The following is a 12291-nucleotide window of genomic DNA, read 5'->3' as shown; positions in this document are numbered from 1 at the left end:
GAAATCCATGGGACAGAAAATCCATCCGACCGGGTTCCGCCTGCCGGTGACGCGCAACTGGTCGTCTCGTTGGTACGCTGGCAACCGCCAGTTCGCCGCGATGCTGGCCGAAGACATCGAAGTTCGTGAGTTCCTGAAGAAGAAGCTCAAGAGCGCCGCTGTCTCGCGCATCACCATCGAGCGCCCGGCCAAGAACGCCCGCATCACGATCTACTCGGCACGTCCGGGCGTGGTGATCGGCAAGAAGGGCGAGGACATCGAGAACCTGAAGGTCGAACTGGCCAAGATGCTGGGCGTGCCGGTGGCCGTCAACATCGAGGAAGTGCGCAAGCCTGAAGTCGATGCCCAGCTGATCGCCGAATCGATCACCCAGCAGCTCGAGAAGCGCATCATGTTCCGCCGCGCCATGAAGCGCGCGATGCAGAACGCGATGCGCCTGGGCGCCCAGGGCATCAAGATCATGTCGGCCGGCCGCCTGAACGGCATCGAAATCGCTCGCACCGAGTGGTATCGCGAAGGCCGTGTGCCGCTGCACACCCTCAAGGCCGACATCGACTACGGTTTCTCGGAAGCCAAGACCACCTACGGCGTCATCGGCGTCAAGGTCTGGGTCTACCGGGGTGACCGCCTGGCCAACGGCGAAGCGCCGCAGCTGCGTGGTGAGGATCGTCCGGAAGACGACCGTCGCCGCCGTGGCCCGCGCAACGACCGCCCGGGTGATCGTCGTGGTCCGCGTGGTCCCGCTCGTGGTGACGGCCCTGCCGCTGCCCCGTCGGCCGGCCCCGCCGGTGATGCCAAGCCGGGTGCCAAGCGCGTCGTTCGCGCTGCTGCACCGGCGGCTGCCAAAGGAGAGTAAGGAATGTTGCAACCATCGCGTCGCAAGTTCCGCAAGGAACAGAAGGGCCGCAACACCGGCCTCGCCACCCGTGGCGCCAATGTGTCGTTCGGCGAGTTCGGCCTGAAGGCCACTGAGCGTGGCCGCATCACCGCGCGCCAGATCGAAGCCGCCCGTCGTGCCATCTCGCGCCACATCAAGCGCGGCGGCCGCATCTTCATCCGGATCTTCCCGGACAAGCCGATTTCGCAGAAGCCGGCCGAAGTGCGGATGGGCAACGGCAAGGGCAACCCCGAGTACTACGTGGCCGAGATCCAGCCGGGCAAGGTCCTGTACGAACTCAACGGCGTGCCCGAAGAACTCGCTCGCGAGGCGTTCACGCTGGCAGCCGCCAAGCTGCCGCTGCGCACGACCTTCGTGTCGCGTGGCTTTGGCGCCTGAGCGCAAGGAGAACAAAGATGAAAGCCTCTGAACTCCGTGCCAAGGATGTCGCAGCTCTCGAAAAGGAAATCAGCGATCTGCTGAAGGCCCATTTCGGTCTGCGCATGCAAAAGGCCACGCAACAATTGAGCAATACCAACGTGCTCAAGCAGACGCGTCGCGACATCGCCCGCGCCCGCACGATCCTCGCTGAGAAGAAGAAGGGAGCTGCGTGATGAGCGAAGCCCAAACCCGCGCCAAGTCTGTCCGCACCTTCGTGGGCAAGATCGTCAGCGACAAGCGTGCCAAGACCGTGACCGTGCTGGTCGAGCGCCGTGCCAAGCACGAGCTCTACGGCAAGATCGTGGCCCGTTCGCGCAAGTACCACGCGCATGACGAGACCGGCGAATTCAAGATGGGCGACGTGGTCGAGATCACCGAGAGCCGTCCGCTGTCCAAGACTAAGAGCTGGGTCGTGACCCGCCTTGTCGAGAAGGCACGCACGGTCTGATGACCGACCGGTGCCGGCCTTCGCGCCGGCGCTGTCGCACCGACCCCTGGTGATCGAGCGGTTTAGCCGCTGCGGGTCACCTCGAAACCGGACTGCTGGGATACTGGCAGGCCGGTTTTTTCATGTCTGCGCGCAGCCCGTGCAGGCCCATCCCACACGGTTCACTCACGCTGGAGAAGCAGATGCTGAAGGTTGGAGACAAGTTGCCCGCGGGCACGTTGCAGGAATTCATCGAGGTCGAGGGCAATGGCTGCTCGCTCGGCCCCAACAGCTTCGACGTGCAGAAGGAGACCGCCGGCAAGAAGGTCGCGATCTTCGCCCTGCCCGGTGCCTACACGCCGACCTGCTCGGCCAAGCATGTGCCCGGCTATGTCGAAGCGGCTGCGGACCTGAAGGCCGCCGGTGTCGATGAGATCTGGTGCGTGTCGGTCAACGACGCCTTCGTGATGGGCGCCTGGGGCCGTGACCAGGGCACCGCCGGCAAGGTCCGCATGATGGGCGACGGCTCGGCATCCTTCACCCAGGCCGTCGGCCTGACGCTGGACCTGACCGCGCGCGGCATGGGTGTGCGCTCGCAGCGGTATTCGATGCTGGTCGAGGACGGTGTGGTCAAGACGCTCAACATCGAAGGCCCCGGCGCCTTCGAAGTCAGCGATGCGCAGACCATGCTGAAGCAGGCGCGCGCCTGAAATTTCGCCCGCGCTGGCGCATGTGACAAGGGCGACCACGGGTCGCCCTTTTTCATGTCCGTCTGAATGCGACCGAGTCCTCGCGACCGTGGCCGGCGGGCTCAGGGATAGAAGATCGCCACCGTGTAGCCGGCGACCCGGCGGTCGCTGCTGGCGAACTCCAGCTGCCAGTTGCCCTCTGCGGCGGCGGCCAGCGCATCGGCCTGCTGGAAGTCGGCGGGCTTGAGCACGCGACGAACCACCAGTGCTCCGGCCGCATCGGTCAGGCTGAGCTCGACATTTGGCGCACGAACGGCGTGTTCGGCGCGGTTGCGCAGCAGAACCTGCAGACGATAGCCGTCGACCCCGGAGAGCTTGACCATGTTGCTGTACTCGACCGCCAGCGCGTCAAGCAGGCGCGGCGCTTCGAGGGTGCAGCCCATGGCTGCGCAGACCGGCTGCAGGACGGCGGCGGCGAGGGGCGACTGGGCCGCCAGCAGGTCGCGCCGCATCAGTCCGAACTGAAGCACCAGCCCGGCTGCCGCCAGCACACAGCCGGCGTACAGCGCGACCCGAACCGCCGGACGGCCCCACCATGCGGCACGGTCGGCGTGGCGCACGAAACTCGGGGCCGCCTGCATCTCGCCCCAGGTGGCCGATCCGGGGCCGCCCAGCGCATCGGCGTCGACCGCTGAAGCGACCGAGCCCGCATCGCGCAGGGGCATCTCCGGCCAACCCCCGGGCAAGGGCTCGAAACGGGGTTCGAGGGCCTGAACATCGTCGGCGGCGCGGCCATCGGACCGATCTTCGCCCGGACGTTCACCCATCAGCCCGAGGTCAAGGGCGCCCTGAGGGTCATGGGCCTGGAAGACGGTGTCGGCATCCGAGAAATCGGGGTGATGTCGCGCGCTCGTGTCCGCCGCTTCCAGCTCATGGCGTTCGTGCACCGTCCCTTCGGGTCCCTGCGCCGGCATCGTCGACACGGGCGCCATGGACCAAGTCTCACGAGTCTCACGAGTCTCACGAGTCTCACGAGCCTCCCGAGGCTGATCCTGCGGCGGCACGAACTCGGTCGGCAGCTCCGACGTCTCGGCCGTGCCGAAGCCCGAGGGCGCGGCCAGGCCCGATGTCGCGACCGCCGAGCGGGTCTGACGGATGGGGAGGTCCGGCGATGCCGGGCCCGTGCCTTCCGGCGGCGCCATTTCCGGCACTTCCTGCAGCACACCGGCCCCGCTGGCCAGACCTTCGCTCATCGGGCGGGAATGGCCGCTGCGCGGGCGCGCGCCGAGGTCGAACAGACCTTCCAGCGCGTTGAAGACCGAATGGCAGTGGCCGCAGCGGACCCAACCCTCGGATACCTTGAGCTGGTCCTCGATGACCTTGAAGACCGTGCCGCAGGAAGGGCAGGACGTCGCGAGCGTCATGGGCGATCGGGCCTGCGGCTTGTCAGGTGCGGCGGCCGGTCAGCAGCACCCAGCCGTCCTGCTCGTCACCGACCTCGAGCGCGAGCCAGGGCGCGTAGGCTGCCTGCAGTTCTTCGGTCTGGCGGGTCAGGATGCCCGCCAGCACGAGATGACCACCCGGCGCGACATGGCTGCACAGCAGCGGCGCCAGCAGCTTGAGCGGCGCCGACAGGATGTTGGCCAGCACGACCGGATAGAGCCCGCTGGCCCGGTCGGGCAGACCCGGCTGCAGCGTCACGCCGTTGGCGCTGGCGTTGGCCAGCGTCGACTCGACGGCGGCCGGGTCAATGTCGACCGCATCGATGCCACGCGCGCCATGCAGTGCCGCGCCGATGGCGAGGATGCCGGAGCCGCAGCCATAGTCCAGCAGGCGGTCCCAGCCCGGCGCCTGGTCGCCGTGGCGGGCGATCCAGCGCAGGCACATGCGGGTGGTCGGGTGCGTGCCGGTGCCGAACGCCAGGCCAGGGTCCAGTCGCATCACCTGCCGCGCTTGGGCCGGCGGCTGGTGCCAGGACGGCACGATCCAGAAGCTGTCGGTGATCGGCACCGGGTCGAACTGCGACTGGGTCAGGCGGACCCAGTCCTGGTCGGCCACGGTCAACATTGACTGGACATGCACGCCCTCGTCGCCGGCCATGCCGTCTTGCGCCAGCAGGATCGTCAAGGCCTCGGTGGCGGCGTCTTCATCCTCGAACAGCGCCTTCAGGATCGACCGCTGCCAGCCGCGGATCTGCTCGGACAGGGTCGCCGGCATGCCGGGCTCGCCGAAGATCGGCGCCTCGTCGGGCGTGTCGGCGTCGGCGTCCTCGACCGTGACGGCCAGCGCATCCAGCTCCATCAGGATGTCGGAGACCTCGTCGACGCGCGTGGCCGGCGTCAGCAGCAGCAGCTCGATCATCGACGCTTGCGCCTTTCCATCCAGCCTTCGAGGTAGTGGATGCTGGTGCCGCCTTCCACGAAGGCGGCGTCGGCCATCAGCTCGCGGTGCAGCGGGATGTTGGTGGATATGCCTTCGACGAGCGTCTCGCTCAGCGCGCTGCGCATGCGCGCCAGCGCCTGCTCGCGGGTGTCGCCATGCACGATGATCTTGCCGATCATCGAGTCGTAGTTGGGCGGCACCATGTAGTTGGTGTAGGCGTGCGAGTCGACCCGCACACCCGGGCCACCGGGCGGATGCCACATCGTGATGCGGCCCGGCGAGGGCATGAAGGTGTACGGATCTTCCGCGTTGATGCGGCACTCGATCGAATGGCCGCGCAGCGGCACCTGCTTCTGCGTCACCGACAGCGTCTCACCGGCCGCGATCCGGATCTGCTGCTGGACGATGTCGATGCCGGTGACCAGTTCGGTGACCGGATGCTCGACCTGGACGCGGGTGTTCATCTCGATGAAGAAGAACTCGCCGTTCTCGAACAGGAACTCGAAAGTGCCGGCGCCGCGATAGCCGATCTTCTTGCAGGCCGCCGCGCAACGCTCGCCAACCTTCTCGATCACCTTGCGCGGGATGCCCGGTGCTGGCGCCTCCTCGATGATCTTCTGGTGGCGGCGCTGCATCGAGCAGTCCCGCTCGCCCAGCCAGACCGCATTGCCGTGGGTGTCGGCCAGCACCTGGATCTCGATGTGGCGCGGGTTCTCGAGGAACTTCTCCATGTAGACCGACGGGTTGCCAAAGGCCGCACCGGCCTCGGCGCGCGTCGTCTGCACCGCATTGATCAGTGCGGCCTCGGTGTGCACCACGCGCATGCCGCGACCACCACCGCCGCCCGCCGCCTTGATGATGACCGGGTAGCCGATCTGGCGGGCGATGCGCACGATCTCCTTGCTGTCTTCAGGCAGCGCGCCGGGCACGCCGGGCACGGTCGGGACGCCTGCTTCGACCATCGCCGCCTTGGCGGAGACCTTGTCGCCCATCAGCCGGATCGACTCCGGCGTCGGGCCGATGAAGGCGAAGCCGCTCTTCTCGACACGTTCGGCGAAGTTGGCGTTCTCGGACAAGAAGCCGTAGCCGGGGTGGATGGCCTCGGCATCGGTCACTTCGGCCGCCGCGATGATCGCCGGCATGCTGAGGTAGCTCTGCGCCGAGGGCGCCGGGCCGATGCAGACCGCTTCGTCGGCCAGCTTGACGTACTTGGCTTCGCGGTCAGCCTCGGAATAGACGACCACCGCGCGGATGCCCATCTCGCGGCAGGCGCGCTGAATGCGCAGGGCGATCTCCCCGCGGTTGGCAATGAGAATTTTCTTGAACATGGTGCCTCGGCTCTGGGCCCTCGCGGGCCTTGCCCGGTGAGCGCGCGCCCCGGTGGTCGGGGCGCGGCGGTCAGGGTCTCGTGAACATCGGTCCCGCGTGGCGGGACGCCGGGATCACTCGATGATGAAGAGCGGCTGGCCGTATTCGACCGGCTGACCGTTCTCGACCAGCACCTTGGTGATCACGCCGGCCTTGTCGCTGTCGATCTCGTTCATGATCTTCATGGCCTCGATGATGCACAGCGCCTGGCCTTCCTTGACCTGCTGACCGACATCGGCGAGCGGCTTGGCGCCGGGGTTGGACGCGCGGTAGAAGGTGCCGACCATCGGCGACTTGACCATGTGGCCGGTGACGGCCGGCGCGGCGACTTCCAGCGGCACGGCGGCGGCAACCTGGGCGGGCGCGGCCATCGCCGGGGCGGGCTGCGCGGTGGCCATCACCATCGGCGCGGCGGCTTGGATGATGGTCGGCGGTGCCTTGACGATGCGCACCTTGCCTTCGGCTTCGGTGATCTCCAGTTCGGACACGTTGGATTCCGACACCAGGTCGATCAGGGTCTTGAGCTTGCGAAGGTCCATACGAGGCGCTCCAGGATTGTTCTGCTTGGGAAGTTCGGACGCCGCTGGGGCTGTCGCGTTGCGTGACTTGCTCATGCGCGGGCGCACCATCCAAAAGTTGTGGGATCACCGCCGAGCTGCCGTGGCGACGCGAGGAGCGCGCCACAGATCAACAAGCGGCCGGTCGTGCCAGCCGGTGCCGTCCGGAACCCTTCAGGCCGGTCCCGTCGGGGAGACGGGGCGGCTGGCCGAGAGGGGCGAAACAGCGACGTTCGACGCCGGAAGCGGTGGGTTTCCGAGGCGAAACCCGGACTTTACGCGCTTTTCAGCCCAAAAAGAGCCTTGACAGCCGATCGCTTCGTTCCGTGGGCAAGGCCCGCGTCAGAGCTTCAGGGCACGCGCCCAGTCGGCCAGATCGGCCGCCTTGGTTTCGCCGAGCTTGCGCACGATGGCGCTGCCGGCGGCGTCGAAGACGACGGTGAAGGGCAGGCCACCCTGCTCGTTGCCGAGCTGTCGGGCGAGCTCCGTGCCGGCAAAGCCGGTCAGGCCGATGGGGAAGCTGACCGGGGTCTTCTGCAAGTATTCGCGCACCGGCGACGGGCTGTCGACGGCCAGGCCCAGCACCGTCAGGCCGTGGCCGGCGTGCTGCTTCGCCCAAGCGTCCAGCAGCGGCATCTCGCGCACGCAGGGCGGGCACCAGGTGGCCCAGAAGTTGATCACCAGCGGCTTGCCCTTCAGGCTGGCCAACTCGATGCGGCCCCCGTCGGGACGGTCGAAGGCCAGGCTCCAGAGATCACCACCCGTGGCCGACGGGGCGGAGGCCGGATCGCCGGCGACCGCCGAGCCCGATGCAGCCGGGGCGGCCGGGGCGGAGGTCTCGGTGACTGGCGTGAGCGGCGTGCGGCGCAGCGACCAGCCGATGCCGGCGGCGAGGGCGACGCCAGCGACGGCGCCTAGGGTGAGGTTGCGACGGTTCATGCGGCGATTCCAGAAGCTCAGCGGTTCAGGTGGACCCGGCGGGGTCGGAGGCGAGATCGGCGTCCAGCAGACGACGCAGCGCCACGAGGTCGCCACGCTGTGGCCGGCCACGCGCATCGGGCTTGAGGGCGCCGCGCAGGTCGTCGTGGTCCAGCACGCTCAGGCGCACCAGCACATGGGTCTGCAGCGCCCGGCAGGGTAGCTCGCACAGCAGCGTGTCGATGGGCTGGCCACGCGGCCCGGGGGCCGAAGCCACGTCGAAATCCACACCCGCGTCGAGCAGCGCGATCTCGGCGGTCTTGCTGTCCTCGCAATACAGCTCGATGTGCACGGTCGACAACCGGGTGGCCGTGCCGCGCCAGACCGCCCCGCACAGGTAGGGACGGAACTGCGGCCAGCGCGCCATCCACTGCGCGGCCAGCTCGCGCAGGGCCCGCAGCTCGGCGGGCTGGGTGTCGGCGCAGAACAGCGCGATGTGCTCGCGCACCGCGTCTTCCAGCAGCTCGTTGTCCGGCAGCTCGGCGCCGCCCCGGCGACCACCCGTGCGCAAGCCCAGGCTGTCGGCGGCGCGGCGCTTGGCGGGTCCGTATTCCATGCCCTCGTCGACCACCAGCCGGGCGGCGACGGCGGCGATCTCGAGCGTCAGGTCGGAGGTCATGGCGTTGTCCGGTGGGACGGGTTCAGGGCAGCTCGACCGCGCCCATGCGGGCGGCGACCGTGCCGGCGCGGCCGATCACGTAGGCCGAGTCGGGCCGCTTCTCGAAGCGCTTGGGGGCCGGCAGCATCACCGCCAGGCGCGCCGCCTGCATCGTCGTCAAGGCGCCGGCATCCTGCCGGAAGTAGTGGCGCGCCGCCGCCTGGGCACCGAACAGGCCTTCGCCCCACTCGACGTTGTTCAGGTAGATCTCCAGGATGCGCTGCTTGGGCAGCAGCGCCTCCAGCATCAGCGTGATGACGAGTTCCTGGGCCTTGCGCGCGGCGGTGCGCTCACCCGACAGGAAAAGGTTCTTGGCCAGCTGCTGGCTGATGGTGGACCCGCCGACCAGCTTGGGACTCACCGGCGTGCTGGCGGCTGGCGCCGCCTTGCCACGCTGGGCCAGGCGCTGCTCGCGCCGTTCGCGCGCCTCGTTGAGCTGCTCGGCGCGGGCCTCGGCCTTCTGGTTGCGGCTCCAGGCCTTCTCGATCGCGTCCCATTCGACGCCGCTGTGTTCGGTGAAGCCGGCGTCCTCGCTGGCGATCACCGCACGCTTGAGGTGATCGGCGATCTGGGCCTGATCGACCCAGCGCTGGCTCCAGTCGACCTGTTGCCGCTCGACCGCCAGGCGCCAGATCTCGCTGCGCTGGAAGGTGGTTGACTCGGGCGCGATGACGCGCATCAGCGCGATGCGGCCGGCGAAGAACACCTGCAGGCCGATCCCGCTCAGCAGGATCAACAGCGCCAGGCGCAGGGCGTGGGTTCGCAGCGCGCGCATCGCCAGCGGGGTCGGTTCAGCGCGCCGCCGGGTCGGCCGCGCGTTGCACGCTGGCGTCCTCGACGTTGGCGCGCAGGCCCTCGTCGCGGGTGAAGCGGAAGCGCGAGACGAACACCAGCTGGTCGAACTGCGCGCGCATCGCGGTGCTGAACTCACCGTAGGGCCCGGCGCCGCGCACGATGGTGAGCGCCCGCTTGTCCAGCGCGGCATTGCCCGAACCCTGCACGATCTCGGCCTCGGCGACCCGGCCGAGCGCGTCGACGGCCACCAGCACGGTCAGCTCGCCATAGAGCTTGCGGCCATTGGCGGTCGGGAAGTTGCGCGTGCCGACCTCCTCGATGCGGTGGCGCAGCTGGTCGTAGTACAGCGCATGCACGCCCTCTCGCGCGGCCGGGCCGACGTAGCGGCGGCGCGGCCGTTCGTTCTCGATCTGGATGCGCTTCTCGATCTCGGCCAGCAGGTTGAGCAACTGCCGGCGCCGGTCCTCATCGGACGGGCGCAGCTTGGGCGAGCCGGCCTGGCGCTGTTCGGGCGACGGCAGGTTGGCCAGCTCGCGCTTGACCTGGGCCAGCAACTGCATCTGCTGGACCTGCATCTGCTCCAGGTGCTTGCGGGTCTCCTCCAGCGCGTCGCCCGACTGGTTGGCGACCATCGGCGGCAGCGGCGAGGTGGCGCGGCCCTTGGCGGCGTCGCCGCCGCCGGTGAGGTTGCGCTGCGCGATCACCTGAGCCTTTTGCGGCGCGGTCGCACTGCTGGCGTTGATCAGCACCACCTCCAGCGGCGTGTCGTCCAGCACCCGGCGCAGGGCTTCCGGATCGGCAAAACGCACGGTCAGCAAGGCCAGATGCACGAGCACCGACACCAGCAGCGCGCGCTGCAGCGTCGTCATGTCGCGCCAGGTCTGGCGGCTCAGCAGCCGGCGCAGGTCAAGGCGGGGCAGGGCCAGGCGCATGGTGGATTCCGAAGACGTCAGGCGGCCGGCGGCGCCACCGGCGCTTCGGTGGCCTCGTCCGCGTCCGCCACGTCGATGGCCAGCGCCAGCGGCGCGGCGGCGGCGCCTTCTTCGGCATCGGCGTCGTCGTCGACCGGGGCGTCATCGGTCGGCACATCGTCCAGACGGGCGATCACGCTGCCGCCGATGTCCAGCGTCAACAGGTCCGGCTCGCCCAGGCGGATGCGCACATGCGCGCCGCGCGGCAGGCTGTCGGCACCGACCGCGCGCAGCACCAGCGGCAGCGTGTCGGCGCGCACCAGGCCGTCCTTCATCGCCGTCGCGGTGATCTCGGTCGTGCCCGACTGCTGCAGCCAGCGCAACGTCCAGTAGCGCTCCATGCCGTTCTGGAAGCCGTTGTAGGCGGTGTAGGCCGCGTCAAAGCCGCTGATGATGGCCAGCAGCGTCGTGTCCTTGGGCTTGAACGGGGCGGCCAGCAGCGCCGTCGCGCCGTGGCGGGCGCAGGCAATGATCTGCCACTGGTTGACCAGGTCGACGTAGCGCCGCAGCGGCGAGGTCGCCCAGGTGTAGTGCGCCACGCCCATGCCGGCGTGTGGCGCCGCGCGGGTCGACATGCGCACCTTGATGCCCGGCGCCATGCTGGCCTGGCTGCGGTAGATGCCCGGCACGCCCAGCGTGGCCAGCCAACCGCCCCAGGTGTTGTTGGCCAGGATCATGGCCTCGGCCACGATCAGGTCCAGCGGCGCACCGCGGCGGCGTTCGCTGATCTGCACCGACTCGACGCCGGTCGGCGGCTCGCTCGGCGACTTCCCGTCGGCGTCGACCAGGCGGAAGTTGTAGTCCGGCCGGTTGAAGTTCTCCGGCTTGCCGCGCACCACCTCGCGCTGCGCCTTCAGATGACGCGCCAGCCGGTGGGCGAAGGTCAGCTCGGTGGCGAAGTCGAAGGAGGCCGGCGCCTCGCCGCTCAGCGCCGCCTCGGTCACGACCGCATCGAGCTGGTCGTGGCGCAGGTTGGCGACGATGGGCACGCGCTCCAGCTTCGTCTCGCTGGCCTGCACGGCCAGCGTGGCCTCGTCGAAGGTGACGTAGAGCGAGACCGCAGGGCAGTCGCGGCCTTCCAGCAGCGTGTAGGCCTGCACCACCTCGTCAGGCAGCATGGTGATCTTCCAGCCCGGCATGTAGACCGTCGAACAACGGTCGCGCGCGACCTTGTCGACCGCTGAATCCGGCGCGATCGCCAGCGCCGGCGCCGCGATGTGGATGCCGACCACGACCGTGCCGCTGCCGATGCCCTGGAAGGACAGCGCGTCGTCGATCTCGGTCGTCGACGAGTCGTCGATCGAGAAGGCCCGCACCGGCGCCAGCGGCAGCTCGGCGGTGATGGCCGGCGCCTGCAGGCCCGCCGGGAAGCCCGGGCCCTTGGGGAACTGGTCGAACAGGAAGCGCCGCCAGTGGAACTGGTAGGGGCTGTCGATCGCCCCGGCCGCCAGCAGCAGGTCCAGCGGCGCACGCTGGGCACGTTTGGCCGCGTCGACCACGGCCTTGTATTCGGGCGCGTTCTTGTCGGGCTTGAACAGGATCTTGTAGAGCTGCTCGCGCACCGGCTGCGGGCACTGACCGGCGACGAGTTCGTCGACCCAGCCGGCAATCTGCGCGGCCTGCTGCGCCTTGCGCTCGATCGCCAGCAGGGCGGCCTTGACGATCTCCTCGGGCGCCTTGCGGAACTGGCCCTTGCCGGCGCGGCGGAAGTAGTGCGGCGCGCCATGCAGGCGGAACAGCGCGGCGGCCTGCTGGGCGGTGCCGGCGCTGGCGTCGAAGTAGTCGCGGGCGAAGTCGGCGAAGCCGAAGTCCTCTTCCGGAGCGAACTCCCAGGCCAGGTCCAGGTCGATGGTCTCGGCCAGACGCTGGCCGTCGGCCAGCAGCTCGGCGGGCGCTGGCTTGTCGAAGCGCAGCATCACGTTGGCCGACTTGACCTTGACGCGCTTGCCCGAGTCGAGCTCGACCTGCAGGGAGCTTTCGGCTTCGGAAAGGACACGGCCGGCGAGGAATTTACCGGCGTCATCGAACAGGGCGTAGGTCGAGGGCATAGGGCGCGGATTGTGGCAGGGGCGACATGACCGACCGCCCCCGCTGGGCGTGACGGATGCCAGCGAATTCAGCCAGCCAATGCCGCGCGCAGGGCGGCGT

General features: G+C 68.9%; 14 protein-coding genes. 5 read left to right on the top strand and 9 right to left on the bottom strand.

Annotated elements, in window-relative coordinates:
• Positions 1-7 precede the first annotated feature (7 nt).
• From rpsC to EV685_RS10790, 5 genes are all read left to right on the top strand, one after another.
• Positions 8-856: a 30S ribosomal protein S3 gene (rpsC, locus tag EV685_RS10810; protein ID WP_130482020.1), complete on the top strand. Its 849-nt coding sequence runs from the start codon at positions 8-10 to the stop codon at positions 854-856.
• 3 nt (positions 857-859) lie between these two features.
• On the top strand, positions 860-1276 hold the full coding sequence (gene rplP, locus EV685_RS10805; RefSeq protein ID WP_130482019.1) for a 50S ribosomal protein L16: 417 nt from the start codon (positions 860-862) through the stop codon (positions 1274-1276).
• A gap of 17 nt (positions 1277-1293) precedes the next feature.
• On the top strand, positions 1294-1491 hold the full coding sequence (rpmC, locus tag EV685_RS10800; RefSeq protein ID WP_130482018.1) for a 50S ribosomal protein L29: 198 nt from the start codon (positions 1294-1296) through the stop codon (positions 1489-1491).
• Positions 1491-1766, top strand: a complete 276-nt coding sequence (rpsQ, locus tag EV685_RS10795) for a 30S ribosomal protein S17 (RefSeq protein ID WP_130482017.1) — start codon at positions 1491-1493, stop codon at positions 1764-1766. The genes rpmC and rpsQ overlap by 1 nt, the downstream gene beginning before the upstream one ends.
• Positions 1767-1948: 182 nt before the next feature.
• The gene (locus tag EV685_RS10790) at positions 1949-2455 is read left to right on the top strand and encodes a peroxiredoxin (RefSeq protein ID WP_130482016.1); all 507 of its coding nucleotides are present in this window, start codon (positions 1949-1951) and stop codon (positions 2453-2455) included.
• Between the two features lie 101 nt (positions 2456-2556).
• Here the strand turns inward: EV685_RS10790 and EV685_RS10785 are convergent, their stop codons facing one another.
• The 9 genes from EV685_RS10785 to EV685_RS10745 all read right to left on the bottom strand — a co-directional run bounded on the left by EV685_RS10785 (position 2557) and on the right by EV685_RS10745 (position 12191).
• Positions 2557-3858: a zinc-ribbon and DUF3426 domain-containing protein gene (locus tag EV685_RS10785; protein ID WP_130482015.1), complete on the bottom strand. Its 1302-nt coding sequence runs from the start codon at positions 3856-3858 to the stop codon at positions 2557-2559.
• A 22-nt stretch (positions 3859-3880) separates the two neighbouring features.
• A complete protein-coding gene (gene prmA / locus EV685_RS10780; RefSeq protein WP_130482014.1) occupies positions 3881-4795 on the bottom strand; it encodes a 50S ribosomal protein L11 methyltransferase in 915 nt (304 codons plus the stop codon).
• The gene (accC, locus tag EV685_RS10775; RefSeq protein ID WP_130482013.1) at positions 4792-6144 is read right to left on the bottom strand and encodes an acetyl-CoA carboxylase biotin carboxylase subunit; all 1353 of its coding nucleotides are present in this window, start codon (positions 6142-6144) and stop codon (positions 4792-4794) included. The genes prmA and accC overlap by 4 nt, the downstream gene beginning before the upstream one ends.
• A 114-nt stretch (positions 6145-6258) precedes the next feature.
• Positions 6259-6723, bottom strand: a complete 465-nt coding sequence (gene accB, locus EV685_RS10770) for an acetyl-CoA carboxylase biotin carboxyl carrier protein (RefSeq protein ID WP_130482012.1) — start codon at positions 6721-6723, stop codon at positions 6259-6261.
• A 360-nt stretch (positions 6724-7083) separates the two neighbouring features.
• Positions 7084-7680 (bottom strand): TlpA family protein disulfide reductase, encoded by a 597-nt coding sequence (locus EV685_RS10765; RefSeq protein WP_130482011.1) that lies wholly within the window; start codon positions 7678-7680, stop codon positions 7084-7086.
• Between the two features lie 25 nt (positions 7681-7705).
• On the bottom strand, positions 7706-8338 hold the full coding sequence (locus EV685_RS10760; protein WP_130482010.1) for a hypothetical protein: 633 nt from the start codon (positions 8336-8338) through the stop codon (positions 7706-7708).
• A 22-nt stretch (positions 8339-8360) separates the two neighbouring features.
• Entirely contained in the window at positions 8361-9152 is a 792-nt protein-coding gene (locus EV685_RS10755; RefSeq protein ID WP_130482009.1) for a transglycosylase domain-containing protein, read from the bottom strand.
• A gap of 16 nt (positions 9153-9168) precedes the next feature.
• A complete protein-coding gene (locus EV685_RS10750) occupies positions 9169-10104 on the bottom strand; it encodes an energy transducer TonB (protein ID WP_130482008.1) in 936 nt (311 codons plus the stop codon).
• A 17-nt stretch (positions 10105-10121) separates the two neighbouring features.
• Positions 10122-12191 carry a ribonuclease catalytic domain-containing protein gene (locus tag EV685_RS10745; protein WP_130482007.1) on the bottom strand — a complete coding sequence of 690 codons (2070 nt, stop codon included), beginning with the start codon at positions 12189-12191 and terminating at the stop codon, positions 10122-10124.
• Between the last annotated feature and the right edge of the window lie 100 nt (positions 12192-12291).

Source organism: Sphaerotilus mobilis (assembly GCF_004216565.1).
Lineage (GTDB): Bacteria > Pseudomonadota > Gammaproteobacteria > Burkholderiales > Burkholderiaceae_C > Sphaerotilus > Sphaerotilus mobilis.
This window is presented reverse-complemented; position numbering and strand designations above follow the sequence as displayed.

Bases quoted from the DNA above. Each gene is read 5' to 3' on its own strand.
- EV685_RS10785 (WP_130482015.1), bottom strand. From the start codon at position 3,858: ATGACGCTCGCGACGTCCTGCCCTTCCTGCGGCACGGTCTTCAAGGTC.
- EV685_RS10750 (WP_130482008.1), bottom strand. From the start codon at position 10,104: ATGCGCCTGGCCCTGCCCCGCCTTGACCTGCGCCGGCTGCTGAGCCGC.
- EV685_RS10755 (WP_130482009.1), bottom strand. From the start codon at position 9,152: ATGCGCGCGCTGCGAACCCACGCCCTGCGCCTGGCGCTGTTGATCCTG.
- rpsQ (WP_130482017.1), top strand. From the start codon at position 1,491: ATGAGCGAAGCCCAAACCCGCGCCAAGTCTGTCCGCACCTTCGTGGGC.
- rplP (WP_130482019.1), top strand. From the start codon at position 860: ATGTTGCAACCATCGCGTCGCAAGTTCCGCAAGGAACAGAAGGGCCGC.
- EV685_RS10790 (WP_130482016.1), top strand. From the start codon at position 1,949: ATGCTGAAGGTTGGAGACAAGTTGCCCGCGGGCACGTTGCAGGAATTC.
- EV685_RS10765 (WP_130482011.1), bottom strand. From the start codon at position 7,680: ATGAACCGTCGCAACCTCACCCTAGGCGCCGTCGCTGGCGTCGCCCTC.
- accB (WP_130482012.1), bottom strand. From the start codon at position 6,723: ATGGACCTTCGCAAGCTCAAGACCCTGATCGACCTGGTGTCGGAATCC.
- rpsC (WP_130482020.1), top strand. From the start codon at position 8: ATGGGACAGAAAATCCATCCGACCGGGTTCCGCCTGCCGGTGACGCGC.
- prmA (WP_130482014.1), bottom strand. From the start codon at position 4,795: ATGATCGAGCTGCTGCTGCTGACGCCGGCCACGCGCGTCGACGAGGTC.
- accC (WP_130482013.1), bottom strand. From the start codon at position 6,144: ATGTTCAAGAAAATTCTCATTGCCAACCGCGGGGAGATCGCCCTGCGC.
- rpmC (WP_130482018.1), top strand. From the start codon at position 1,294: ATGAAAGCCTCTGAACTCCGTGCCAAGGATGTCGCAGCTCTCGAAAAG.
- EV685_RS10760 (WP_130482010.1), bottom strand. From the start codon at position 8,338: ATGACCTCCGACCTGACGCTCGAGATCGCCGCCGTCGCCGCCCGGCTG.
- EV685_RS10745 (WP_130482007.1), bottom strand. From the start codon at position 12,191: ATGCCCTCGACCTACGCCCTGTTCGATGACGCCGGTAAATTCCTCGCC.